This is a genomic window from Leucobacter tenebrionis, from assembly GCF_019884725.1.
In the GTDB taxonomy this organism is placed as follows: domain Bacteria; phylum Actinomycetota; class Actinomycetes; order Actinomycetales; family Microbacteriaceae; genus Leucobacter; species Leucobacter tenebrionis.
Genome location: NZ_CP082322.1, coordinates 773,992 through 799,675 on the forward strand (window position 1 = coordinate 773,992; position 25,684 = coordinate 799,675).

Below are 25,684 nucleotides of genomic sequence, written 5' to 3' on the forward strand. Positions count from 1 at the left end.
GAGCTCGGCATCGACCCGGCTCTTTCACCCGCTTTGATTTGTTGAACTCGGTACAACTAGTCTGGACTCATGTCCTCCGTCGCGCCAGCCGCCTCCGTCGCCCCCGCTGCGAAGATCCAGCAGCCCCGCCCCGAGCAGACTTCCACCCAACCGCCCGCACTCGACCCGATCCGCGTCGTCAAGGCGGGCTTCGCCCCGCAGCTCGTCCCCTACGAGCAAGGACTCGAGCTGCAGACCCGGGCTGCGGAGAGCATCCGACGGGGCGAGAGCCGGGGCACCGTGCTGCTGCTCGAACACCCTCCGGTGTACACGGCGGGGCGCAGATCCGCCCCCGACGAGTACCCCCGCGACGGCACCCCGGTCGTACCGGTCGACCGCGGCGGCAAGGTGACCTGGCACGGCCCCGGTCAACTCGTCGCCTATCCTGTGGTGCGACTGCGCGAACGGCTGGGCGTCGTCGACTTCGTGCGCGAGCTGGAGCAGGTCATCATCGACGTCTCGGCGGGCTTCGGCGTCACGGGCATCCGCGTGCCCGGCCGCTCCGGGGTCTGGGCTGATCGAGGCGGCGAGCTCGAGAAGTTCGCCCAGATCGGCATCCACGCGAGCGACGGGATCGTGACCCACGGGCTCGCACTCAACTGCTCCAACAGCCTCGAGGCGTTCCAGAACTTCGTGCCGTGCGGCATCACCGACGCCGGGGTGACGACGCTGAGCGAGCTCGCGGGAGGTCGGATCACTCCGGAAGAAGTCGCCCCCGGTCTGACCGACCGCCTCACCGCCGCCCTCGAGGAGGTCGCCGAATGAGCGCGGTCAACCTCGGCAGGCCGCTCGCGGAGGTCCTCGCAGAGCGGGACCAGGCGCAGGAGCAAGGCCCGGCGCAGGGGCAGGATCTCGGTGGAGCCGAGGATCGGGATCCTCGTCCCGCCGATCCGGCTCTCCCGGCCCCGGCTGCACCGCCCCTCCCAGCACCGGCCGCTCCGGCCCCCGAGGGGCGCAAGCTGCTGCGCATCGAGGCGCGCAACGCCGAGACGCCGATCGAGCAGAAACCCGAGTGGATCAAGACCCGCGCCCGTCTCGGGCCCGAGTACACCGATGTGCGCTCGCTCGTGCAGCGCGAGGGTCTGCACACCGTGTGCCAGGAGGCGGGCTGCCCCAACATCTACGAGTGCTGGGAGGATCGCGAGGCGACGTTCCTCATCGGCGGCTCGATCTGCACCCGCCGCTGCGATTTCTGCATGATCACCTCGGGCAAGCCGCTGCCCCTCGACACCGACGAGCCGCGGCGCGTCGCCGAGTCGGTGCGCACGATGGGTCTGCGTTACGCCACGATCACCGGCGTCACTCGCGATGACCTGCCCGACACGGGCGCCTGGCTCTACGCCGAGACGATCCGCCAGATCCACGCCCTCAACCCCGGCGCCGGCGTCGAGTGCCTCGCCGACGACCTCGGCGGACGCCCCGAGGATCTTGCGCAGGTGTTCGAGGCCGCGCCCGAGGTGTTCGCCCACAATCTCGAGACCGTGCCGCGCATCTTCAAGCGCATTCGCCCCGGGTTCCGATACGAGCGCTCGCTCGACGTGATCGCGCAGGCACGCGACGCCGGCATGATCACGAAGTCGAACCTCATTCTCGGTATGGGCGAGGATCGCCGCGAGATCACCGACACGATGCGCGAGCTGCGCGACGCGGGCTGCGACATCCTCACCCTCACGCAGTACCTGCGGCCGTCGAAGCTGCACCACCCGGTCGACCGGTGGGTGCGGCCGGAGGAGTTCGTCGAGCTGAAGGCCGAGGCCGAGCAGATCGGCTTCGCGGGCGTGCTGGCGGGCCCGCTCGTGCGATCCTCGTACCGGGCAGGGCGGCTCTGGGCTCAGACGATGGCGGCGAAGGGACGCCCCGTTCCCGCCCACCTGCAGCACCTCGCGGAGCGCGCCGCCGCCGATGACGCCTTCCTCCAGGCGGTGTAGCGGATCCTGCGGGAGTGCGAGCCGGAGCTCCCCAGCTCGCACTCCCCCGCTGATGTAGACCTCCCGCACCGGTGTAGACCTCTCGCGCGGTACGAGAGGTCCACACCGGTACAGGAGGTCTACAACGGTGCGCGCGACGCGCCCGGCGCGAGGCGCGAGGCGCGCGGCGCGAACGGCAGGGCGACGCGAACGACGCGGCGGCGCAAACGGCGCGGCGACGGAAACGACGCGGGCGGCGACGGAAACAGCGCAGCCGAGGAGGGATCCCGCAGCCGGCGGGCGGCGACGGAGCCGTCAGGCGACCGGATCGGGTGTGAGCAGCTCGAGCTGCCGCAACACGGCGAGCACCTGCTCGTGCCGGTTGAAGGTGTAGAGGTGCACCGAGGGCGCCCCGCCAGCGAGCAGCTCGCGAGCGAGCTCGACCGTGTGCTCGACCCCCAGTTCGGGCGCGTAGCCGCCGGCCTCCTCGAGCGCCCGCTCGAGACTCGCCGGCGCCGGCCGCCCCGCCAGCGAGGCCACCTTGCGCAGCTGCGCACTCGTCGAGACCGGCATCAGGCCGGGGAGGATCGGGATCCGCAGGCCCGCGCCGCGGGCATCGCTCACGAATCCGAGGTACTCATCGGGCCGGAAGAACAGCTGCGTGATCGCGAACTGCGCCCCCGCCTCCTGCTTCGCGATGAGCCACTCGATGTCCTCCGCACGAGACCGCGAGAGGGGGTGCCCGTTCGGATAGGCGGCCACTGCGGTGCGCCCGACGCTCGTGAGGGGCGGGCGTTCGGCTCTCGCCTCGGCGATCAGGTCGACGAGTTCGAGCGATGACAGCGATCCACGCACGGCGGCGTCACCCTCATCGAGACCGCGCGGCGGATCCCCGCGCAGCGCCAGGAAGTCGTGCACGCCGGCGTCCATCACGCGATGAATGGTGTCGCGCACGGCATCGCGAGTCTCACCCACCGTGGTGAGGTGCGCGAGCGGCAGCGCGTCGGTGTGGTCGCGCAGGTAGCGCAGCAGGTCGAGCGACGCATCGCGGTTGGATCCGTTAGCGCCGTAGGTGACCGAGATGAAGTCGGGGCCGGCCGCGGAGAGGTGCTGCACGGCGTGCCCGAGGGCGAGCGCCGCGGCGCCACTCCGCGCGGGGAAGACCTCGAACGAGAACCTCGCGCGCGTGGGGGCGCTGCCGACGAGCGGGAGCGGGCTCACGACGCGGCCCCCGCGCTCGCGACGATTCCAACGGCCTCCGCGCCGGCGACAGCACCCGCACCCGGACCCCCGGCTACCGCCGCACCCTCGGCACTCCCGGCGAGCGCTTCGGCCGCGAGCGCCGTGCCCCGCACCCGAGCGGCGATCTTCGCCAAGGCCACGTCGCGTGCGAAGTCGGGCGAACCGTGACGCGGCTTCTCGTCGACCAGATAGGGCGAGAAGCCGCAGTCGTCGGTGGATCCGAGCAGTTCGGGCGGCACGAAGCGTGCGGCGCGCACCAGCTGGTCGCGGATCTGCTCGGCCGTCTCGAGCTTGGGGTTCGTCGGGTTCGTGACGCCGATGAGCACACGTGGCGCGTCGCCGACGGAGGTTCTCCCCCGCAGCTGCGCACCCACGAGGCGGGCCACCCGATCCGGATCCTTCTCCCCTGCCGCCTGCACCAGGAAGTATCCGGCCTCGATCTGGAACAGCTCGGGGATCAGCTCGGCGTAGTCGACGTCGGCGCTGTGAGCCGAGTCGTTGTCGTTGCCGGGGCAGGTGTGCACGCCCACGGCGGCGCGCTGCTCGGGCGGGAGGCGATCCAGCACCCGATTCATGAGGTCGATGAAACCGCCGAGCGCGTCAGGCCCGGCCCAGGGAGCCCGCAGGTCGCGGCGCAGCGCGAGCCGCCCCTCGGTGAAATCGATGGTGACCCGTGCGGCGCCGGCCGCGAAGCAGCGCTCGATGTCCTCGGTGCAGCCGTCGACCACGTCGTCCAGGAAATCCTCGCGCGAGTACTCGCCGAGCCCGCCCGCCGGCACCATGAGCGACAGCATCGACGGTGAGACGACCGCCTGCTTGAGCGGCAGATCGGTGAGCGCCCGCGCCCCGGCCACGTCGTCGGCGGCCCAGGCACGGAAGCCGAACGGCGCTCTCGCGAGACTCGGGATCACCCGATGGTGCCCGTCGGCGAAGACCGCGAACACCGGCCCCTCGTCGACCCCGTCCGCGTCGGTGCCGAGGGGGTAGCTCGCGAAGCTCTGCCGCCGCTGCTCACCGTCCGTGATGATGGGCGAGCCGGTCTCCGCGAGGCGTTCGAGCGTGTCGCGCACCGCCAGATCCTGCTCCGCCCGCAGCTCGGCCTGCGAGATCAGCCCCGCCTCGGCGTCGAGCACCGCCCGCTGCAGGCGCGCGGGCCGCGGCAGCGAGCCGACGGGCTCCGTGGGGAGCCCGTCGGTCGGCCACGGCCCGCGACCGGTCGGCTGCAGAGTCACGCCGCGCCTTCGCGCACGGCCTTCGCGGCGAGCACGAGGTTGGTGAGGCTCGCCACCGTCTCCTCGTAGCCGCGGGTCTTGAGACCGCAGTCGGGGTTGACCCAGAGCTGCTCGCCCGGGATGCGCTCCGCCGCGATGCGGATGAGCTCCGTCTGCTCCTCGACGCTCGGCACGCGCGGCGAGTGGATGTCGTAGACGCCCGGGCCGATGCCCCGCGAATACCCGTGCTCGCCCAGCGGCTCGACCACGTCCATGCGGCTGCGGGCGGCCTCGATCGAGGTGACATCGGCGTCGAGACCGTCGACGGCGTCGATGATCTCGCCGAACTCGGAGTAGCAGAGGTGAGTGTGGATCTGCACCTCGGGCGCGGCCCCGCTCGTCGCGAGGCGGAACGCGCCCACGGACCAGTCGAGGTACGGCGCCTGACGGTCGGCGTCGAGCGGCAGCAGCTCGCGCAGCGCCGGCTCGTCGACCTGCACGATTCTGATACCGGCCTCGACGAGGTCGTCGATCTCGTCGCGCAGGGCGAGAGCGACCTGGCCCGCAGTGTCGGCGAGCGGCTGATCGTCGCGTACGAACGACCACGCGAGGATCGTCACCGGGCCGGTCAGCATGCCCTTGACCGGGCGATCGGTCAGCGACTGCGCGTACGCCGACCATGCGACCGTCATCGGAGCCGGGCGCGACACATCGCCCCACAGGATCGAGGGCCGCGTGGCGCGCGTGCCGTAGGACTGCACCCATCCGTTCTCGGTGACGGCGAATCCGTCGAGCAGCTCGGCGAAGTACTGCACCATGTCGTTGCGCTCGGCCTCGCCGTGCACGAGCACGTCGAGCCCGATCCGCTCCTGCAGCCGGATGACCCGCTCGATCTCCTCTCTGAGGAACCCGTCGTAGGCCGCCTGGTCGATCTGCCCTCTGATGAACGCCGAGCGCGCCTGGCGGATCTCGGCGGTCTGCGGGAAGGAACCGATCGTGGTCGTCGCGAGATTCGGGATCCCGAGCGCGTCCTGCGCCTGCCGGCGCTCAGCTTCGGAGGCGCGACGGCGATCGGCTTCGGCGACCGCCGCGACACGCTCGCGGATGCCCTCGACGCGCACGCCGGGAGCGGCCGCGCGATCCGCGAGCACACGCTCGGTCTCGGCCAGCTCGGCCTCGATCGCGGCCGTCCCCTCGGTGAGACCGCGGGCCAGGGTCGCGACCTGCTCGATCTTCTGGTCGGCGAAGGCGAGCCACGATTTGAGGCGCGCGTCGAGCTTCGACTCGTCCTCCACATCGTGCGGTACGTGCTGCAGGCTGTTCGACGTGCCGATCACGGTGTCGATGCCGGCCCGCTGCAGGTGCTCGGCGAGCGCGAGCGCCGCGCGCAGATCGGTGCGCCAGATGTTGCGGCCGTCGACGACGCCCGCGACGAGCTGCGTGCCCGCGAACGCTCGCGCGAGCTCGCCCGACCCCAGCGCGTCCTGCGGCAGCGAGCCTCGCACCAGGTCGGCCTGCACGGCCTCGACGGGGAGCGCGCCCAGGCGCACGAGTGCCCTCGACGCATCGCCGTAGGGAGCGGCGAGCAGGATCTGCGGGCGATCGTCGGCCGCACCGAGCACGCCGTAGGCGCGCTCGACCAGCGTCAGGATCTCCTCGCGCGGCACCGGGAGCGAATCCGAGACGAGCGCCGGCTCGTCGAACTGCACCCATGAGGCGCCGGCAGCGGCGAGCGCCCCCAGCAACTCGGCGTAGGCCGCGAGCGCGTCATCGAGACGGTCGATCGGTCTGAACCCCGCGCCGGCATCCTCGGAGGCCTTCGCGAGCAGCAGATAGGTGACGGGGCCGACGAGCACGTGTCGCGACTCGATCCCCTGCTCCCGCGCCTCTTCGACCTGCGCGACGAGTGCGGCGGCGTTCGCGGCGAACGGCGTGCGCTCATCGATCTCGGGCACGCTGTAGTGGTAGTTCGTATCGAACCACTTGGTCATCTCGAGCGGCTGGTGATCCTCGTCGCCCCGAGCCAGCGCGAAGTACACGTCGAGGTCGCTCGCACCGTCGCGCTGAGCGACATCGGCGAACCGGCCGGGGATCGCACCCAGCGCGAGCGTCGCGTCGAGCACCTGATCGTAGAAGCTGAAGCTCTCGGGCACGGCGCCGCCCTCAGCGGGCAGACCGAGCTCGACGAGCCGGGCGCGGGTCGCCGCACGGAGCGCGCGGGCCGATTCGAGGAGCTCGGCCTCGCTCGTGCCGCCCTTCCAGTAGGTCTCGACCGCGCGCTTGAGCTCACGGCGGCGGCCGAGGCGCGGGTACCCGAGGATCGTGGCGTCGGGCAGGGGCGTCGTTGCGGGCATGCTGGTCCTTCGGGTCGGGATCACTGTCTCGGACCCGCCGCGATACCGTGCCGGGTCACCCTCAAGCTATCCGGCACCGCAGACACGGAGCACGCATGTTGCGCCGTGTGAACTACGAAGTGTTACGCCCCCGCGTGCTCGAGATACGGCTCGAGCTTCGACAGCATCTCTGCCGTCACGTATGCCCGCACGCGGGTGCCCTGCTCGACGTACTCCGTCGACAGCACCCGGTTGCGCTCATGCATCTCGGCGACCAGTTCGCCCCGCTCGTAGGGCACGACGACCGTCACCTCGCGATCCGGGACCGGCAGCGCGGCCGCGATCCGGGCGCGCAGCTCCTCCACTCCCTCACCAGTGCGGGCCGACACGAACACCGCATCGGGGGCCAGTCCGTGCAGCACCAGCCGCTGGGACTCGTCGAGCAGATCGGCCTTGTTGAACGCCACGATCTCGGGGATGCCCTGCGCTTCGACCTCGGCGATCACGTCGCGCACCGTGCGCAGCTGAGCCGCGGGATCGGGGTGGGAGCCGTCGACCACGTGCAGGATCACGTCGGCCTCGCCCACCTCCTCGAAGGTGGAACGGAAGGCCTCGACCAGCTGGTGCGGCAGATTGCGCACGAACCCCACGGTGTCGGCGTAGGTGAAGCTGCGGCCGTCCGCGGTCTCGGCGTGGCGCACGGCCGTGTCGAGTGTTGCGAAGAGCTGGTTCTGCACCAGCTCCTGCGTGCCGGTCAACCGGTTGAGCAGACTCGACTTGCCCGCGTTCGTGTAGCCCGCGATCGCGACCGACGGCACCTCGCCGCGCTTGCGATTCGCGCGCTTCGCATCGCGCGCGGGGGCGAAGCCCGCGATCTGCTTGCGCAGCTTCGACATGCGGGTGTGGATCTTACGGCGATCCAGCTCCATCTTCGTCTCGCCGGGACCGCGGGATCCCATGCCGGCTCCCCCGGAGCCCACCTGGCCGCCCGCCTGACGCGACATCGACTCGCCCCAGCCACGCAGACGCGGCAGCAGGTACTCGAGCTGCGCGAGCTCGACCTGGGCCTTGCCCTCGCGGCTCTTGGCGTGCTGGCTGAAGATGTCGAGGATCACGGCGGTGCGGTCGATCACCTTGACCTTCACCACGTCCTCGAGCGCACGGCGCTGCGAGGGGGCCAGCTCGGTGTCGGCCACGACCGTGTCGGCGCCGACGGCGGCGACGAGCTCGGCGAGCTCCTGCGCCTTGCCCTTGCCGAGATAGGTCGCGGGGTCGGGGTTCGCGCGGCGCTGCAGCAGTCCGTCGAGCACGCGTGCACCTGCGGTCTCGGCGAGCGCCGCGAGTTCGCGCAGTGAGTTCTCCGCCTCCTCGAGCCCGGTCTGCCCCGAGCCGGAGTAGACCCCGATCAGCACGACGTTCTCGAGGCGCAGCTGGCGGTACTCGACCTCGGTGACGTCCTCGAGCTCAGTCGAGAGGCCGACGACGCGCTTGAGCGACGCTCGCTCCTCCCGTTCGAGCCGGATCAGGTCGAGGTCGTCGGAGAGACGATCGTGCTCCTCGTCGCCGAGGGCCTGAGCGCCGCCCAGGTCGCGGAACACGGTGGCCGATCCCGACCCGGAGGCGCGGGAGAGCACCCGATCGAGCGGGTCGGCCGGGGTCTGGTGACCGTGAGCATCGGGCCGATCGGAGGTCTCGGGGGCTGAGGTCTCCGGGGCGTCGCCACGCGCGTCATCGCGCTGCTCGCCGCCGTCGGTGCGGTGCTCGTCGGTTTCGTTCGTGAGTGCTGAGTCTTCAGTGAGGCGTTTCGTCATCTGGCCTCCAGTGTACGCGGATCGCGGCCGGGCGTGTCGGCCGTTCGCCCTGGGCGCATCGCTCGTCGACCCAGCGAGCGCGGCAGCAGTGCGGCCCAAGCCCTCGCGCGCCGTCCGGCGCGGGCCCGCAACGCCCGGGTCGCCCTACCCAGGTGCGCGAGCAGCGCCGGCCCGCTCGACCCGCTCAACCCGCCCGGCTCATTCGGCCCGATGGTTCCGCCCGATTCCTCGGAGACGCCGGCATAGCGCTCCTCGACAACCGCCTCCGCGAGCCCCCGTGCCGCGCGCTCCCCGTCGCCGCCCGTTTCTCGGCCGAAGGCCCCCGCCTCCGCGAGGTACTCGACAACGGCCTCCGGTGTGCGCGCCCGAGCCGACGACGTTCCCGGCGTGTACAGCCCCAGATCCACGGCGGTGTCCATGAACTCGGCCCAGGCCCTCGCGGCGGGCTCGTCTCCGCGCGCGATCCCCCGTCGCCGCCCCCGTCTCCGGAGGATGCGCACGAGCGGAGTCAGGCACAGCAACCCGACGAGGGTCGCGAGTACCGCGAGCGGGATCCCGAGCCGAGAGAGGGTTCCCGCTCGCGCGTCTCCCTGGTCGCGCGGGGTCGCGGCCAGGTCGGTTTCGGGGTCGTCGAGCGCTGGATCTGGCTCCTGCGTCGCGGGCGTCGTCGGCTGCGTTGCGGGCGTGTCATCGGCACCAGTGTCCGGGTCGGGATCCTCGCGGTACGGCTCTCCCGTCTCGGCGCGATAGCCGGCGCCGCCCGGAGTGGGTTCGAACGCCGTCCAGCCCTGACCCTCGAGGTAGACCTCGGGCCAGGCGTGCAGCTCGCGCGCCCGCACGGGAGTCCATCCGGTGTTCTGGGCGCGGGCGACGTATCCGACCGCGACCCGGGTCGGCAACCCGAGCGATCGCGCCATCACGGCGTAGGTGGAGGCGAAGTGCACGCAGAAGCCCGCGCGCTGCGCGAGGAACGCCTCCATCATCGAGTACGGGTCGTCGGGGTCGGCTCCGGGTTCGTAGGGCGCCTGCTCGTCGTAGACGAACTCGCCCGAGCGGAACCACCCCTCGAGCGCGCTGGCGGTCGCCCAGGCGGGTAGCGTCGCCTCGCTCAGGAGCATGTCGTTCGCATTCGGGATGATGACCTCGACCTCGTCGCCCGCTTCCGAGAGGTGCCTCACCGTGACTTCGGCCCCGCGCATGCCGCTGACGATGCCATCAGGCCCGATGGTGTCGATCCCGCCCGTCACCTCGGAGAACAGTTCCAGAGAGGCCTCCGCCTGCCGGGCCACCTCCTCCGTCGCCTCGGTGATGGCTGCGGGCAACTCCTCCGGCAGCTCGAGGTAGCGGTCGGGATCGGCGAGCCCGGCCGGGTCCACGCCCGGCGGGAAGTACTGCCCGGCCTCGTCGACCACCCCATCGGCGAGCCGCACACGGTACTCCTGATCCTGCCGGGTCAGTGCGGTCTCGGAGCGCGCGGTCACGGTGCCGTCGCCCCAGATCCACTGCTCGGGATCGAAGGATCCCCGCACTGCCTCGACCCGGTCCGCCGTCGGCGGCAGCGGCAGCCAGGCGCTACGGAGGCCCACGACGCGCACGTCCACCCCCGGCGCCCGGCCGAACGGCCATGCCCCCCGCGCCTCCTCCGCCCGCAGCGAGCTGCGGGAGACGCCGACCGAGCGCCCCTCGGCATCCGGCTCGTCCTCGGGCAGCCAGGTCCCTCGACGGAAGTCGGAGAGCACTGCGAGGGTGAAGCGCGACGGGTTGCCATAGCTGCCGGTGTACTCGAACGCGATCGCGTTGCTGCGCCGGCGCAGATCCTCGGCCAGCGCGATCGTCACGTCGGGCACCCCGGCTGCGACCGGCGAGGCCGAGATCGCATCGGTGTTCCACACCCGATCCCGGCTCGGGGGAAGCACGGCGAGGAAGCCCGCCGCGAGCGCGAGCGCGACACCGGCCGCGGCGATCCCGCGCCACCGACCGACCCGCATCGGAGCCTCCGCCCACAGCAGAAGGAGCAGCAGCAGGCCCGTGACGAGCAGCAGTGACGCGGGCACCCGTAGCGACGTGATGAGCGCGGGCCCGAGCATCACGAGGGCCGGCACGAGGCCCGCTGCGAAGCCGCGCCCGAACCGCACGAGCAGCAGCGACGAGAGCAGCAGACCCAGCAGCCAGGCCGCGAGCACCGCGTCGAGCAGTGCGCCCTCGAGCGTCACCGGCGGCACTCCACGAGCCATCGCCAGGGAGGTCTGCTGGGCGAGCGCACGCGGCTGCGCGAGCCAGCCGACCAGCCGCCCGTCGAGCGACATCCACAGTGCGAGCAAGCCGACCCCGACGATGGCGCCCGACAGCCACGCGAGGGCACGCCGCCCCGGAACAAGCCGCGCGAGCAGGCCCGACGTCAGCAGCACCCCGGCCGCGGTCATCAGCGCCCGCAGCGTCCACGGCGTTCCGACGAAGAGCTCCCGCAGCTCGATCAGCGCGATCGTCCACAGGGCGAAGAGCAGCGCGGAGGCGAGCAGCGATCGACTGGCATCAGAAGGGGCTGCGACCGCCGAGGCCGGGGCCGAGCGCCGGGCACCGGCTGAATCGCGCCGGGTCATGGTGCGTGCTCCAGCGCGGGCATCTGCGCGCGGACGATCGTCCATCCGCTCGGGATCGCGGTGCGCGATTCGGGATCGATCACTCCCGGCGGATCCGCCGGCCCCGGAGAATCCGTCGCGACCGATGAAGCCGCCGCGGTCGAGGTCACCGAGATGACCGTTCCAGCCGCCGAACGGGCGGCGAGGGCGGCCACGTCCGGCGTGATCCTGCCCGTGATGATCACCGACGCGGGAACCACGAGCGGTCGCGCCCGGTGCGCGGGAGCCGAGGCCGTCTCGGCGTTCGCCAACTCGGCGAGAGCCAGCACCCGGAGCGCGGCGCTCCGTGCAGCGGCGGCGCGCTCGATGACCGGCGCGCCCCCACTCGGACCCGCGCCGGCGGTCGGGCCCGGCCGTACCGTGTACAGAGCGGTCGACGCCCTCGCCGCGCCGTGACCGTCGCCGCGCAGCACGAGCGTCGCGGCGAGCGACACCGCGTGCTCGAACTCGGCGGCTCCCCGGTACGCCACCGAGTCGAGCACCAGAACGATCGCGAGCGCCTCACCGCCGCCCTGCTCGGGCACGCTCACCAGCAGCCGATCCTGACGCGCGCTCTGCTTCCAGTGCACGCGGCGCGGCGAATCCCCCGGCAGGTACTCGCGCAACCGCCCGTCGGCGTCCCCCGCGTCGCGGGGGCGGTTGCCGATCGCCGCGGAAGCTCCGGCGAGGGCCGCCCGCGCGCTTTCCGCGCCGCCGATCCCCGACGGCACCGACTCGGGCGGCAGCAGAGCCGGCAGCACGAGCAGCTCGGCTCGCGCCCTCAGCGGTACGCGCAGTCGGGCCAGGCCCAGCGGATCCATCAGCACCAGTTCAGCGGCCTCGATCACTGAGACGCCGCGTCGCGTCGCTCGCCACTCAGACACCACCCGCGACTCGCCCCGGGCGGGCACTTCGACGGTCGTCGCCCGCGAGCCCTCAGGCCCCCGCCACACCAGCTCGGCGCTCTGCCTGAACGGCAGCCGTTGCTTCACCACGGCAGTCGCGGTCACCGGGTCGCCGACCATCGGCGCGACCGCGTCGACCTCGACCGTCGCCCGCGTCCCTCCGCGCCATCGGATGAGCAGCAGACTCAGCACGGAGACGAGCACCGCTGCGACGGCGAGCGCGACGAGCGCCAGCAGATCCCGCAACCGCACCACCGCCCAGATACCGCAGACCACGGCGGCGAGCGCGAGCAGTCCGCCGCCGCGCGACGTGAGCAGCAGCGGGGATGAAGGGCGCCGCACCGCCGCGCGACCGCGAGGCGCGCGCTTCGATCGGGCCGCTGCGTTCATCGCAGCCCGGGAACCTCGGTCCGCGCGACGATCGACTCGACCGCCCGATCCATCGAGGCCAGCGCCTCGGACGCCGAGCCGTGCAGATCTCCGGTGACGAGGCGGTGCGACAGTACGATCCTGGCCAGCGACGCGACGTCGTCGGGTGAGACGAACGCTCGCCCGCCCATCGCCGCCCGGGCACGCGCCATCGCCGCCAGATGCAGCGACGCTCGCGGGCTCGCCCCGTGAGCAATGCCCGGATGCTCGCGCGTGGCTGCGACGATCGAGACGAGGTATCGGGCGACCTCGGGCGCGAGATGCACCCGCGCCACGGCGGCGCGGGCGGACACCATCTGCTCGAGGGGCACCACCGCCTCGATCGCCGCGATCGGTCCGGCGCCCGGCCTCGATCCCGCAGCCGCCTCGCCTGGCTCCGCCGCCTCGCGCCGCTCCGGCGGTTCGCCCGACGCGCTGCCGCGCGGGCCTGCGCTCAGCAGGGACGCCTCGGCTTCGAGCGAGGGGTAGCCGAGCGAGATGCGCGTCATGAAGCGATCGCGCTGCGCCTCGGGCAGCGGGAAGGTGCCCTCCATGTCCTGCGGATTCTGCGTCGCGACCACCATGAACGGATCGGGCAGCGGGTGCGTGACGCCGTCGATCGTCACCCGCCCCTCGCCCATCGCCTCGAGCAGGGCCGACTGAGTCTTGGGGGTCGACCGGTTCACCTCGTCGGCCACCACCATGTTCGCGAAGATCGGACCGGGGTGGAAACGGAACTCCTTCACGGCCTGGTCGAAGACCGCCACGCCCGTGACATCGGCCGGCAGCAGATCCGAGGTGAACTGGATGCGCGCCGACTGCGCGCCGAAGCTGCGGGCGAGCGCCGTCGCTAGCGTGGTCTTGCCGACACCCGGAACATCCTCGATCAGCAGGTGCCCGCCTGCGAGCAGCGTCGCGACCGCCGCCTCGATCTCGACGGTCTTGCCCACGACCGCACGCCCCACCTCGCCGACGATCCTCTGCGCGATCGTCGCGACCGCCGTCGCCTCTCGTGCTGTCGTCTGCGTCATCTCATCCGCCGTCCGCGTCGTCGCCGAACGGGGCGCGGGATCCCGCCCGCGGTGCGTGCGAGGGTGCGGCCCCTGCGAACCATGCTGCCATGAGTCGGGGCTTGCTCACGAGCGCGCCTGGGATACTGGTCGGGTGACGCAGCACTATTTCTCAGAGACGCCCGCGGGCGAGTACCGTCCCCGCGAGATCGAGGTCGTACTCGGCGGATCCCCGCGCAGCGTCCTCACCGCCGGGGGCGTCTTCAGCCCGGAACACCTCGACCGCGGCACCGAGGCGCTGCTGCGCAACCTGCCGAGTCTCGCAGAGGCACCGCTCGGCCCGGTGCTCGACATCGGCTGCGGCTGGAGCCCGATCGCGCTCGATGCCGCCCTCACCGCACCCGATCGGGAGGTGTGGGCGATCGACGTCAACGAGCGCTCTCGCGAGCTGACAAGCCTGAACGCCTCACGGCTCGGGCTCGAGAACGTTCGCGTCGCCGCGCCCGACGAGGTGCCCGAGGAGGTGCGCTTCGCCGAGATCAGGTCGAACCCCCCGATCCGCGTGGGCAAGGAGGCTCTGCACGGCATTCTGCAGCAGTGGCTTCCCCGTCTGGTGCCCGGCGGGGCCGCTTTCCTCGTCGTCGCGAAGCACCTGGGCGCAGACTCGCTGCAGCGCTGGATCGCGGCCGAGTTCGCCGAACTCGAGGTTTCGCGCGCGGGGCGGCACAAGGGGTTCCACGTGATCGAGGCGCGCGCCTGATCCCCGTTCCCTTCGACGGGCCCGGAGAACGTGGAACGCCGCTAAGCGGCGGGCCGGAAGAGCGCCCGCCCGAGGAGCAGCGCCCGATTCCGCAACTCATCTGCGTCGGCGGGCACGAGGCCCGTGCCCATGTCGTACTCATACCCGTCGAAGAACGCGAGGTAGATGGCGATCGTATCCTGCACCTCGCCGACCGGTTGCAGCTCGCCGCTCTCGATCCCGGCCTCAATCGCGCCGCGCACGTACGCCTCCCACGACCGGTAGACGCGCTCGAGGTGCGGTCTGAGCTCAGGATGCCCGGAGACCGCCGCACCGAAGGCGATCCACATGAAGCTGTGCCCCTGCAGGTCGTCGACCGAGCAGAGCCGGTCGACGAGGCCTTCGATCCGCTGCCACGCGCCGAGATCCTCGGTTGTGTGTCGGGCGAACTCGGCGAGCAGCCGCTCGCTCAGGTGCCGGATCGCCTGTGCGAGAAGCTCGTCGCGGGTGTCGAAGTAGTGCTGGATCAGGCCCACCGAAACGCCGGAGCGCTTGCTGACCTCACGCAGACGCACCCCGTCGTAGCCGTGCACGGCAATGCACTCGGAGGCGGCGGTGAGGATCGTGCGGCGGCGCTCCTCGGCCACCGCGTCGAGCGGAGTCCGCTCGCCCGCCTCTGGGGCGTCTGCGAATACCGTCGCTGCCATGGGACACTCCTCATCGGACTTCATTGCGGCGCGCCGGCCGACCGCTTCCACCCTACTCGTGCAGGCCGGCGAGGCGAGAACCGAGGCGCGCGAAGAGCGAGGTCTTCGCGGCGTCGCTGCGCTCTTCGGACCAATCTGCGAAGGAGAACATGCGGTACATGGCGTGCACGCCCGCCCAGCGGATCGGCTCGGGCTCCCAGTTGCGGGCCTGCCTGCCTGCCCACGGAAGGGCGCTGTCGCCGCTCCGCTGGCCGAGCACCGCCTCCGCGAGCGTCTTCGCCGCGAGGTACGCCGAGGTGACGCCGTGGCCGGCGTACCCCTGCGCGTGGCCGAGTCCGCTCGACTCGTCGAAGCGCACCGACGCGCACCAGTCCCTGGTGACGCCGAGCACCCCGGACCAGGTGTGCGCGATCCCGTGCGGCCTCGTCTCTGGAAGCATCGTGTGCAGCCGCCGTACGAGCGACTCGACGGTCGCGCGGTCGACCGACCCCGCTCCCCCGGTGCCCGACCGGAAGCGGTACGGGTTGCCCCGGCCGCCGATCAGGATGCGCCCGTCCTCGGTGCGCTGCGCGTAGCTGAACACGTGGGCAGCGTCGCTGAAGAGTTCCCGCCCGCTCCACCCGATCTCGTCCCACGTGCTCTGCGGAAGCGGATCGGTGACGATGATCGAGCTGTTGATCGGGATGATCCGGCGCGGATCGCGGGCGATGCCCACGGAGTAGCCCTCGGTGCAGCGCAGCACGGCCCGCGCGCGCACGAGACCGCGGGCCGTGCGCGCCAGACCCGGTTCGATCGCGGTGACGTCGCTCTGCTCCCGGATATCCACGCCGAGGCGCTCGATGACCTCGGCGAGCCCGCGCACGAGACCGCCGGGGTCGATCCTTCCGACCACGGGGTAGAACAGCCCGCCGACGGCGCCGTTCACCCGGATGCGCTCAGCGACCTCGGCCGCCGACAGTTCGACGCCCTCGTCGTCCTTGTAGCCCCACCGGCGATCGCCCGCGAGACGCGCCCGGAGCCGCTGCATCGCCGCCCGGTTGCGGGCGACGACGACGTTGCCGCTGCGGATCGCGTCGGCATCGATCGACTCGGCTCGGATGATGTCGAGCACCTCGTCCACGGCCTCGAGCATGCGCCGCTGCAGGCGAACCCCGGCATCGTCCGAGCCGGCGGACTGCGAGAACACCCTTCGGTTGCCGGGCACGAGCGGGGACAGCCAGCCGGCGTTGCGGCCGGAGGCCCCGTAGCCGGCCGTTTCACGCTCGAGGACCACGATCCTGAGCGCCGGATCGAGCCGCTTCAGGTGATAGGCGGACCAGAGGCCGGTGAAGCCGGCGCCGACGATGCAGACATCGGCGTCGAGGGTCTCCGACAGCTGCGGGCGCGACGGATCGACGTGACCGGGGGCGATCCCCCGCGAACGCATCCAGTGGGATATCTCACCGTTCCTCATGGCTCGATCACCGTCCGGGCGCGAGCAGCTGGCTCGTGGCGAGATCCCCGTCTCCGCCGCGCACCGCGCTCTCGTCGTCGGGAACCACCACAGCGCTCTCCGGTCGCCAGCCGACGCGCACGCGGTCGCCGCGACCGACCGCGAGAGCAGCCTCCGAGCGGGGTGCCCGCACCTCGATCTCCACCCCGTCGTCGGTCCGCACCAGCGAGATCAGCGCCGAGCCCACGTAGATCACGTCGGTCACAGTGCCCGCGATGCTGTTCGCAGCCGCGGCCGCGCCGTCGTGCCGGGCTCCCGCCTCCTCCTGCGTGATCGTGAGGTCCTCCGGACGGAGCACGAGTACTCCGCGGCCGCCCCTGAGCTCGGCGCGGCTCGGGAGCGCGCCATGCCAGCCGAGCCCGTGGCAGCTCCCGTCGGGCTCGGCGACGCACGGCAGCAGCACGGATTCACCGATGAAGTCGGCGACGAAGCGCGTCCTCGGCGTCTCGTAGAGCTCGCGGCTCGTGCCGATCTGCTCGATCCCGCCGTTGTTGTAGACCGCGATGAGGTCGCTCATGACGAGCGCCTCCTCCTGGTCGTGCGTGACATAGACCACGGTCGAGCCGAGGTTGCGGCTGATCCGCATGATCTCGATCTGCATCTGCGTGCGCAGCCGTTTGTCGAGGGCGCCGAGCGGTTCGTCCATGAGTAGCAGAGGGGGCTCGAACACGACCGCGCGGGCGAGGGCGACACGCTGCTGCTGACCGCCGGAGAGCTCGCGCGGCTTGTGCGTCGCCCGGTTGCCCAGCTCGACCATCTCGAGCGCCTCGCGCGCTTTCACGAGCGCCTCGCGTCGCCGCATCCCCTCCATCTCGAGCGGGAACGCGACGTTCTGCTCGACGGTGAGATGCGGGAACAGGGCGTAGTTCTGGAACACGACACCGATGCCGCGCCGGTGGGGAGGGATCGACGAGATGTCGCGACCGGCGACCGTGATCGTCCCGCGATCCTGTGCCGCGAACCCGGCGATCATGTTGAGTGTCGTCGTCTTGCCCGAGCCCGACGGCCCGAGCATCGTGAGGAACGTGCCCGGCTCGAGCGCGAACGACACATCGTCGACCGCTGCCTGAGAGCCGTAGTACTTCGAGACGCCGCGCACCTCGAGCGCGTATTCGGTTCCGGCCGGGTCGTGCGCGCCCCGCGGGGCGCTCATGCTTGCGGTCATCGGTCGTTTCCCTTCTGGAGTCGACGCATCGAGACGAGCGCGACGATGGAGAGGACTGTGAGGAACACGCCGACCGCTGCGAGGGTGGGCGTGAGCTGGGTGCGGACCTGAGTCCACATGAAGACGGGCAGGGTGCGGGTCTGCGCGTCGGTCAGGAAGATCGAGACGACGACCTCGTCCCAACTCATGACGAACGCGAAGAGGGCGCCGGCGAACATCCCCGGAGCGATGAGCGGCAGCGTGACCCTGCGGAACCGCGTCCACGGGCCGGCCCCCAGGCTCGCGGCCGCTCGCTCGTAGACGGGGTCGAGCTGGGACAGCGTCGCGGTGACGGTCACCACGACGAACGGCAGGGTGAGCACGCTGTGCGCCAGGATCAGGCCGAGCACCGATCCGTCGAGGTACCACCTCAGGAACAACACGTAAGTGCCGATGCCGATGATGACGGGCGGGATGATCATCGGGCTCACGATGAGCGCCGTGATCGGCAGACGCCACTTCGCCGCGACCTTCTGCAGCCCGAGCGCGGCTGCGGTGCCGACCGAGGTGGCGAGCACCACCGTTCCGACGGCCACCTGCAGGCTCGTGAGGGCCGTCCTGCCCCAGTCCCGCTCCGAGAAGATCTGCGCGAACCAGTCGAGCGTCCAGCCGTCGCCGAAGACGCCGAGCACCGAGGAGGCGTTGAACGACATCGGGACCACGATGAGCGTCGGCACCATCAGGTACACGCCGACGACCGCAGCGAAGGCGCCGAGCAGCACCCAGCGCACCTGCACGCGTTTCATTTCGTACTCCTTCGGGACGTTCCGATCCGCTGCACGGCGAGCAGCAGAGCCAGCGAGACGAGCGTGCCGACGAGGAGGACGAGGCCGAGCGCGCTCGCCGTTACCGGCCCGTACCTGGTGACCTCCTGCACGATGGTCTCGCCGATCATCGCGTCCCGCGCGTCGCCGAGCAGCGCGGGCGTGATGTAGAACCCGAGCGAGAGCACCAGCACGAGCACGCAACCCGACAGGACCCCGGGCAGGCTGAGCGGCAGGAACACCCGGAGGAAGCGGCGGAACGGGCCGGCGCCGAGGCTGCCCGCCGCGCGCAGCACCGAGGGGTCGATCTGCCCCATCGTCGTCACGAGCGGCAGCACCATGTAGGGCAGCAGCACGTGCACCATGCCGATGAGCACACCCGCCGGGGTGCGGATCAGCTGCAGCGGCTCATCGACCAGCCCGAGAGCCGCGAGCGCGCCGTTCAGTATCCCCGAGTCCTGCAGCAGACCGACCCACGCGAAGCTCCGCACGAGCAGACTCGTCCAGAACGGCAGGAGCACGAGGCCGAGCATGAGGAGCCGCGTGCGCGGCCCCACCCGGGTCAGCACGTAGGCGTACGGGTAGGCGAGCAGCAGGCACAACAGCGTCGTGAGCACGGCCGTCCGCAGCGTGTTCCAGAGCACGAGGGCGTAGATCGGCGAGGTGAAGATCTCGCGATACGTCTCGATGCCGTCGCGGAAGCTCGTCTGGATCATCAGGACGAGCGGGACGACGAAGAAGAGCGCGAGCAGGAGCGCGGCGGGGAGGAGCAGCAGCCACCCCGCCCACCGCGCTCCGGCGGGCCGCGCCGTCGTCAGCTGAGCAGCCATTCCTGGAATTCCCGGTCGACGTCCTCCTGGTGCTCGCCCCACCACTCGTCGTCGATCCCGACGCGGGTGTCGAGGTGGTTGGTCGGACGGTTCTCGTTCTGCATCACCTCGGGATTCTCGGCGGCCGCCGCGTTCACCGGGCCGTAGTCGCTGAGCGAGGCGAACTCGATCTGCGGATCCTCCTGCAGCAGGAATCCGAGCGCCTCCTGCGCGTTCTCCGCGTTCGGTGCGCCCTTCGGGATCACCCAGTAGGCGTCGACCTGCAGCCACGAGTCCCAGCTGATGCCGACCGGAGCCTCCTTACCGGCGTCGACCGCGCGGCCGACCCAGGCGAGCCCGATCGATGCCTCGCCGGAGGCGAGCAGCTGCTGCGACTGCGCGGAGGTCTCCCACCATACGATGTCGTCCTTGATCGTGTCGAGCTTGCGCAGCGCGCGGTCGACGTCGAGCGGGAAGAGCTCCTCGGGTGCGACGCCATCGGCGAGCAGGGCCGCCTCGAGCGCACCGCCCGCGACATGCTTATTGAACATGCGTTTGCCCGGGAATCGCTCGGTGTCGAAGAGGTCCTCCCAAGAGGAGGGCGCGGCTTCGTACTCGTCGCTCCGGTACGCGAGTACCGTGGCCTCGATGTCCGCCGCAACTCGGTACTCCTGGGCCGCCCCCTCGATGAGCTGATCCCGATCGACCACGTCGTAGTCGATCGGCTCGAGGTAGTCGGCGTCCACGGTCGTGCCGAAGTCGTTGGCGACCAGCACGAGATCCCAGGTCGGGCGCTCGCTCTCGACCATGCTGCGGAGCTGGGCGTAGTCGGTCGGGCTGTCCTCGACGACCTCGATCCCGGTCTCCTCGGCGAACGGCTGGAAGAAGGCCGTCGACTGCGCTTCCTGATAGGGACCGCCGTACGAGACGACGGTCATCGTCGTGCTTCCGCCGTCACCGCCGTTGCCGCCGGAGCACGACGTGAGGGCGAGCGCGCCCGCCGCCACGAGGGCGGTCGCTGAAAGCGCCTTGCTGATGATCTTCATGGTGTTCTCCTTATTCACTCCGTTGTGCCGAAGACTTCTGCCTGCGAACCGGAAGTCGTGTGGGCAGGATCATGCCCGCCAGAGCGGCGTTCGCGGAGCGCGACGCCCGCGATCCGGGTCCCCTCCGCGGCGACCGCTTCCAGGGAGTAGCCCGCTTCTCCGCGCGCCGAGCCGACCACCGCGACGCGGTCGCCGGCGAGGCCGACCGCGGCGTCCGAGACGACCCGCTCGTGGGATCCCGCGTCGCCGTAGGCTGCGTGGAGCGCGAGCTCCTCCGCCGGCCGGCGCGGGCCGACCACGCATATAAGATCCGCGCGGACGCGACGGGGCCTGGAGCGAGGGGCAGATCCGGACCCGTGATCCCCCTCACGGATCAGGACGCCGGTCGCGCGCGACCAGCCCGTCACCCGCACCACCTGCCGGGCGGGAACCCGCGCCACGACCTCGACACCGAATCGGCCGAGCTCCTCCGCCACGGCGGCGGCGCGAGGATCGCCGTCGATCACGACCGCGCGTCTGCCAGGCCGCACCCCCTCCAGGGCCGCGAGGCGCAGTGCGCCGTCGGCGAGAACGACTCCGGGGAGATCGTGACCGGGCACGAGGATCGGAACCTCGTAGCTGCCCGTCGCGAGCACGATGGCTGCGGCGCGCACGTCGTGACGTGCTTCCCCGCCCGCCTCCACGACGGGGACGAGGCCGTCGATAAGACCGATCGCCGAGCCGCGCAGCACCTCGATGCCGGGATGATCCGCCGCACGACGGAGCAGGTCACCCACGATCTCCGAAGGGCGTCTCTCGGTGTCTCCGACCCGGATCGGTTCCGTGCGGACGCGGCTCCTGCCACCGAGAAGCTCGTGATCGACAAGCAGCACGCTCGCGCCCGTGTCGGCGGCTGCGAGCGCGGCCGCCAGTCCGCTCGCGCCGCCGCCGATCACGAGCAGGTCGGTCTCCCGCTCCGAGACGCGGATGCCGGTGGCACGCGCGACCGCCTCAGCGCTCGGCGCACGGCCGCCCCCGGCGAGCGCGCCGAGCACAGCGCCAGCGAGCTTCGACAGCCGGGGCTGCCGGGCGAACAGCTTGAACTGGAATCCCGCTTTCAGGAATGGACGCATCAGATCCGCCGCGCGCAGGAGGTCGAAGCCCGCATTCGGGAAGCCGCCCTCTCGCCGCACGACCTCGCCTCCCCGCACCGGCGTGGTGCACGACACCGTCGCGGGCATGCCATCGATCTTGAGCGGGCAGTCGCCGCACGCCCCGAAGCCGCAGGTGTAACCACGCGGACGGTGGTACTTGACGCCCCGCGACAGCGTGCGCCGGCCCGTCGCCCGCAGAGCGCCTGCGATCGATTGGCCCTCGCGTGCGGTCACGCTGCGTCCCTCGAAGGTGAAGCTCAGCTCTCGGTCGGCCGTCATCGTTCCTGCTCCAGATCCATATCCACCACGAGGGATCCCTCGCGGATCCAGTCGCCGGTGCGCGTGCGCTCGATGCTGAACGGGGCCATCCGCCGATCCGTCACGCCCGAGATGATGTGATCGGCGAGCAGCTCTGCCGCTCCCGGCGCTCCCATGAAGCCGTAGACCCACCCGACGCTGAGCAGCAGGCCCGGGACCTCGGGCACCGGCCCCAGCACGGGGGCGAGGTCGGGGGTCTGGCTCACCGTCCCGGCCCAGTGCCGCAGCAGGCGCACGCCGGCCAGCGTCGGGAAGAGTCGTACGAATTTCGTCGCGATGTCCTGCAGCACGGTCCAGGTCCCATTGAGACTGGTGCTCTCGTCTACGCGAGGCAGCTCCGTGCCGCCGACGAACTCCCCGCGTCCCGTCTGGTGGCAGTACCCGAGCAGTTCGAGCGCCGCCACGCCTGGCTTGAGGAACGGCTTCACCGGCTGCGTGACGATCATCTCGAGCCGCGCGGCGACGAGCGGCATCTCGAGCCCGGCCATGGCGTTGATTTCGAGTGCCTGCCCGCCCGCGGCGTTGACGACCGCACGGGCGCGCACCTCGCCGGAGCCGGCCGTGCGAATGCCGACGACCGCGTCGCCCTTGAACAGCAGCCCGACGACGGCCTCGCCCGCGACGACCTGGACGCCGAGTCGCGCCGCGTTCTCGAGGTACGCCGCGACGACCGAGTCATGGTGGGCGAAGCCGGCCTGCTCCTGCAGCACCGCGCCGCGCACGAGATCCGGATTCGCGGCCGGCAGCACCCGCCTGGCCTCGGCCTCATCGAGCAGCTCGGTGCGGATCCCGAGCCCCGCTTGGAAGCCCTGGTCGGCGCGACACTGCCGCCACTGCTCCTCAGTCGACGCGACGACGGCGTAACCCGTGCGGTTGAACAGTACGTTCATGCCGAGCTCCTGCGACAGCCCGAGCCATTTCTGGCGCGACAGCTCGAACAGGTCGCACCACTCGCGCGAGGCGAAGGCCGAGCGGATCAGCTCGCCGTTGCGTCCGCTCGCGCCGCCGCCCGGCCAGGAGCGGTCGATCACCAGCACGTCCGTGTGGCCGCGCTTCGCGAGTTCGTAGGCGATCGCAACGCCCTGCACTCCGGCGCCGATGATGATCGTGTCGTAGCCGGCGCGCAGCGGCTCAGATGAGACACCTGGCAGCGCCATCACTCGGCCCCGTTCTGCTGGGCGCTCTCCGCTGAGCCATCCGCGTCAGCGTCGTGAGCGTCGCGCGCCACGAGCATCCCGAGCGGCACCGGAACGACGGGGATCCTGGCGGCCGGGCGCCGCTGCTCCCCCGCGCGCTCGACACCCCGATCGGCGAGCAGGCGCTGCACGAGCGGCGAGCAGAACTTGCCCTGGCAAGCGCCCATGTAGACGGCGGTGGCCCGCTTGATCGTCTCGGGGTCGGTATGGCCGTGATCGATCGCATCCTCGATGTCACCGACGGTGACGTCGTGGCAAGGGCAGATCACCGCCCTGCGTGCCTCATTGCGTGCCATGCTTCCCACTTCGCCATCGACGCGGTCATTCGAACATCACCATAATACAAACTTATTGCCTTCATGCAAACGGGTCCGTCGACATCGGCGCGCGTTCCCTTTGACAGCCTCAGGAAGCGAGGAACAGACTTCCAAAGAACGCAGGGCGGGCTCGGAGAGCGAGATTCGCGCTCAGGGAGCACGCCGAGGCAGCCGCCCGGGGTGCCGCTCCCCGGGTATCTCGAAGGGAACGAAAGCCTACGGCAGCTCGATCTCCCCGGTGTAGACCAGCTCCGCGGGGCCGTTCAGCGAGACGTGCTCGCCCTCCTCGGTCGGGAACATGCGCACCGCGAGTCGCCCGCCGGGCACGTCCACGCGCCAGTGGTTCGGCATCCCCTCGCCTCCCCAGTGCCGGAACGCCAGCGCTGCGGCCGCGGTGCCCGTGCCGCATGAGAGGGTCTCCCCCACGCCGCGCTCGTGCACGCGCATGCGGATGCGCGCGATCCCGTCCTTGATGAGCGGATCCTCGGGCACCACGAACTCCACGTTGGCGCCCTCCGCGGGCGCCGGGTCGAGCGACGGGGCGCGGTGCAGGTCGAGGCCCTCGAGTTCTCCCACATGCGCAAGAGCCGTCACCACGTGCGGGTTGCCGAGGTCGATCCCGAGACCCGGGCGGGCCACATCCAGGCCGTAGGCGGAGACGAGCCGATCCTCCGCGAGGCGCCAGCGCCCCAGGTCGACCGTGTAGCCCGAGACGCCGGCGAGCACGTCCTTCACACCGGCGCGCGTGCCGATGGGCAGGGTGTCGCGGCGCTCGGGGGCGACCAGCCCCTCGGTGATGAGGTAGTGGGCGTAGACCCGGATCCCGTTGCCGCACATCTCGGCGGGCGTGCCGTCGGCATTCCAGTAGTCCATGAACCACTCGGCCTCGGGTTCCTCGGCGAGCACCGCTGCCCCCTCGGGGATCGCGCGCGAACGCACCGCGCGGATCACCCCGTCGGCTCCGACACCGAAGCGGCGGTCGCAGAGGAAGCGGATCTGCTCGGGGCTCAGGGGCCGCTCGCCCTCGGGGTCGGTGAACAGCACGAAATCGTTGCCCGTGCCATGGCCCTTGGTGAACGCGAGGGTGCTCATCACTCCAGTCTAGAGCGCTCTCCGCTCAGTACATGATGCTCAGGAAGGGTGCGCCGTCGATCCGCAGCGCCGCATCGAGCGCGGCGACGGCAGCGGCGTCGCCGCGCACCCGCCCGGCCTGCGCGAGCGAGCGCGCCGACACCCCGCCCAGGTACAGCGACGCGAGCTCTCCGACGCCCAGGTCGATCTCCGCCTCCGCATCGGGCGCCGCCACCGCACGGCACGATCCGTCGCTCCCGCTCTCCAACCGCCACGAGCCGCCCGCGATCCCGAGCGGGTCCTCGACCCGCAGCACGACGTCGAGCGGTGCCGCCATGCTGCGCCCGGCGAACGCGGCGGGCACGTCGAGCACGCGCAGCCAGCCGTGATCCTCGACAGTGCGGACGGCGGCCCGGGAATCCGCGACCAGCCACGGCAGCGGCTCGTCGAGCGAGATCATCTCCGCCGTGACCGTGCCGACGAGGTCGTGCTGCAGCGCGAACCGCCACAGCGCCGCGTGCGCGTCGGAGGTCTCGCCGATCAGGTGGCGGATCTCGAGACGGGAACGCGCCCAGTCAGTATCGGACTCGACGATGCGGAAGGCCATCGCGCCGCGGAGCACGCCCTCGGGGTCGAGGTACCGCACCGCGCGAACGCTCGACCCGTGGGGATCCCCCGGCACCGCCCCCGAGAGCTGCCGCCAGCGCAGCGGCCAGCCGGCGATCTCTCCGACGCGGGACGCCCGGGTGCGCTCGTGCAGCTCCCCGAAGGCCTCGGCGGCGTCCTCGCGGTCGACGTACTGCAGAGAACCGCGCGGATCCGTGCCACCCCACCCCGCACGGCGGGTATCGACACGCCACCGCGTCTGCCAGGTGGCGGGGCCGAAGCCGTAACGACCGTAGATGGTCGCCTCGGATGCGGTGAGCCCCGCGAGAGGCACACCGGCTGCGGCCGCGGCTCGAAGCTCGCCCTCCAGCATCGCCCTCGCGATCCCACGCCGCCTGTGCGTCGGGGCGACCGTGACCTCGCTGACGGCCCACATGGGCAGCTCGCCGCCCGGAATCGTCAGCGGCGCGATCCACGACCCCACGGTCGCGACCGGCAGGTCACGCTGGGGGCTCGTCGCGTCGAACACGCCGATGAGGCGCCGGCCGAGCTGCCCGGTCCGCGCGGCCTCGATCTTCTCCGCAGTGGGTTCGCTCTCGATGAAGCCGCGCGCGATCGCGCGGATGAATGCGTCGAGGGCGGGCTCGTCCGCCGCGTCCACCCTGCGGTAGTCGAGGCCTCTCGCTCGGAGTCGCTCGCGGGAGTCGCTGTCCAGTTCTACGGTTCGCGCGTCAGGCAGAATCATGGTTCCAGCCTATGGGCACCGGCGTCTGCGCCGCAGTCACTTGCGCTCAGCGC

21 protein-coding genes are annotated in these 25,684 nt (G+C 71.4%); 3 read left to right on the forward strand and 18 right to left on the reverse strand.

Translation table 11 applies throughout. The features are described 5' to 3' along the window. The first annotated feature begins 69 nt into the window (after window positions 1-69). Window positions 70-804, forward strand: a complete 735-nt coding sequence (gene lipB, locus KVY00_RS03685; protein ID WP_223044389.1) for a lipoyl(octanoyl) transferase LipB — start codon at window positions 70-72, stop codon at window positions 802-804. Next, complete coding sequence (lipA, locus tag KVY00_RS03690; protein WP_223044390.1) at window positions 801-1,967, forward strand: lipoyl synthase; 1,167 nt, start codon at window positions 801-803, stop codon at window positions 1,965-1,967. Before lipB ends, lipA begins: the two co-directional genes overlap by 4 nt. A gap of 294 nt (window positions 1,968-2,261) precedes the next feature. On the opposite strand, the gene KVY00_RS03695 is transcribed toward lipA, so the two are convergent. The 7 genes from KVY00_RS03695 to KVY00_RS03725 all read right to left on the reverse strand — a co-directional run bounded on the left by KVY00_RS03695 (window position 2,262) and on the right by KVY00_RS03725 (window position 13,505). Continuing rightward, entirely contained in the window at window positions 2,262-3,167 is a 906-nt protein-coding gene (locus KVY00_RS03695) for a methylenetetrahydrofolate reductase (protein ID WP_223044391.1), read from the reverse strand. Then, entirely contained in the window at window positions 3,164-4,420 is a 1,257-nt protein-coding gene (locus KVY00_RS03700) for a uroporphyrinogen decarboxylase/cobalamine-independent methonine synthase family protein (protein WP_255572744.1), read from the reverse strand. Before KVY00_RS03700 ends, KVY00_RS03695 begins: the two co-directional genes overlap by 4 nt. Continuing rightward, window positions 4,417-6,753 carry a 5-methyltetrahydropteroyltriglutamate--homocysteine S-methyltransferase gene (gene metE / locus KVY00_RS03705; RefSeq protein ID WP_223044392.1) on the reverse strand — a complete coding sequence of 779 codons (2,337 nt, stop codon included), beginning with the start codon at window positions 6,751-6,753 and terminating at the stop codon, window positions 4,417-4,419. The genes KVY00_RS03700 and metE overlap by 4 nt, the downstream gene beginning before the upstream one ends. A gap of 122 nt (window positions 6,754-6,875) precedes the next feature. Further along, a complete protein-coding gene (gene hflX / locus KVY00_RS03710) occupies window positions 6,876-8,543 on the reverse strand; it encodes a GTPase HflX (protein WP_223044393.1) in 1,668 nt (555 codons plus the stop codon). After that, on the reverse strand, window positions 8,540-11,143 hold the full coding sequence (locus KVY00_RS03715) for a transglutaminase family protein (RefSeq protein WP_223044394.1): 2,604 nt from the start codon (window positions 11,141-11,143) through the stop codon (window positions 8,540-8,542). The genes hflX and KVY00_RS03715 overlap by 4 nt, the downstream gene beginning before the upstream one ends. Further along, window positions 11,140-12,456, reverse strand: coding sequence for a DUF58 domain-containing protein (locus tag KVY00_RS03720; protein WP_223044395.1), 1,317 nt, complete (start codon window positions 12,454-12,456; stop codon window positions 11,140-11,142). Before KVY00_RS03720 ends, KVY00_RS03715 begins: the two co-directional genes overlap by 4 nt. After that, complete coding sequence (locus tag KVY00_RS03725; protein ID WP_223044396.1) at window positions 12,453-13,505, reverse strand: AAA family ATPase; 1,053 nt, start codon at window positions 13,503-13,505, stop codon at window positions 12,453-12,455. Before KVY00_RS03725 ends, KVY00_RS03720 begins: the two co-directional genes overlap by 4 nt. Before the next feature lie 133 nt (window positions 13,506-13,638). Here KVY00_RS03725 and KVY00_RS03730 point away from each other — a divergent pair, with 133 nt between their 5' ends. Then, a complete protein-coding gene (locus KVY00_RS03730; RefSeq protein ID WP_223044397.1) occupies window positions 13,639-14,244 on the forward strand; it encodes a class I SAM-dependent methyltransferase in 606 nt (201 codons plus the stop codon). 41 nt (window positions 14,245-14,285) lie between these two features. Here the strand turns inward: KVY00_RS03730 and KVY00_RS03735 are convergent, their stop codons facing one another. The 11 genes from KVY00_RS03735 to KVY00_RS03785 all read right to left on the reverse strand — a co-directional run bounded on the left by KVY00_RS03735 (window position 14,286) and on the right by KVY00_RS03785 (window position 25,631). Continuing rightward, a complete protein-coding gene (locus KVY00_RS03735; protein ID WP_223044398.1) occupies window positions 14,286-14,930 on the reverse strand; it encodes a TetR/AcrR family transcriptional regulator in 645 nt (214 codons plus the stop codon). Between the two features lie 52 nt (window positions 14,931-14,982). Further along, window positions 14,983-16,383 (reverse strand): NAD(P)/FAD-dependent oxidoreductase, encoded by a 1,401-nt coding sequence (locus tag KVY00_RS03740; protein WP_223044399.1) that lies wholly within the window; start codon window positions 16,381-16,383, stop codon window positions 14,983-14,985. A gap of 7 nt (window positions 16,384-16,390) precedes the next feature. Then, the gene (locus KVY00_RS03745) at window positions 16,391-17,587 is read right to left on the reverse strand and encodes an ABC transporter ATP-binding protein (protein WP_255572745.1); all 1,197 of its coding nucleotides are present in this window, start codon (window positions 17,585-17,587) and stop codon (window positions 16,391-16,393) included. Continuing rightward, window positions 17,584-18,372 carry an ABC transporter permease gene (locus KVY00_RS03750; protein WP_223044400.1) on the reverse strand — a complete coding sequence of 263 codons (789 nt, stop codon included), beginning with the start codon at window positions 18,370-18,372 and terminating at the stop codon, window positions 17,584-17,586. Before KVY00_RS03750 ends, KVY00_RS03745 begins: the two co-directional genes overlap by 4 nt. After that, on the reverse strand, window positions 18,369-19,220 hold the full coding sequence (locus KVY00_RS03755; RefSeq protein WP_223044401.1) for an ABC transporter permease: 852 nt from the start codon (window positions 19,218-19,220) through the stop codon (window positions 18,369-18,371). Before KVY00_RS03755 ends, KVY00_RS03750 begins: the two co-directional genes overlap by 4 nt. Beyond that, window positions 19,205-20,245, reverse strand: coding sequence for an ABC transporter substrate-binding protein (locus KVY00_RS03760; protein WP_223044402.1), 1,041 nt, complete (start codon window positions 20,243-20,245; stop codon window positions 19,205-19,207). Before KVY00_RS03760 ends, KVY00_RS03755 begins: the two co-directional genes overlap by 16 nt. Before the next feature lie 14 nt (window positions 20,246-20,259). Beyond that, window positions 20,260-21,657, reverse strand: a complete 1,398-nt coding sequence (locus tag KVY00_RS03765) for a 2Fe-2S iron-sulfur cluster-binding protein (RefSeq protein ID WP_223044403.1) — start codon at window positions 21,655-21,657, stop codon at window positions 20,260-20,262. After that, window positions 21,654-22,853 (reverse strand): NAD(P)/FAD-dependent oxidoreductase, encoded by a 1,200-nt coding sequence (locus KVY00_RS03770; protein ID WP_223044404.1) that lies wholly within the window; start codon window positions 22,851-22,853, stop codon window positions 21,654-21,656. The genes KVY00_RS03765 and KVY00_RS03770 overlap by 4 nt, the downstream gene beginning before the upstream one ends. Then, window positions 22,853-23,188: a (2Fe-2S)-binding protein gene (locus KVY00_RS03775; RefSeq protein WP_223044405.1), complete on the reverse strand. Its 336-nt coding sequence runs from the start codon at window positions 23,186-23,188 to the stop codon at window positions 22,853-22,855. Before KVY00_RS03775 ends, KVY00_RS03770 begins: the two co-directional genes overlap by 1 nt. 237 nt (window positions 23,189-23,425) lie before the next feature. Beyond that, window positions 23,426-24,301 (reverse strand): diaminopimelate epimerase, encoded by an 876-nt coding sequence (gene dapF, locus KVY00_RS03780; RefSeq protein ID WP_223044406.1) that lies wholly within the window; start codon window positions 24,299-24,301, stop codon window positions 23,426-23,428. A 25-nt stretch (window positions 24,302-24,326) separates the two neighbouring features. After that, a complete protein-coding gene (locus KVY00_RS03785; RefSeq protein ID WP_223044407.1) occupies window positions 24,327-25,631 on the reverse strand; it encodes a GNAT family N-acetyltransferase in 1,305 nt (434 codons plus the stop codon). Window positions 25,632-25,684: the final 53 nt, after the last annotated feature.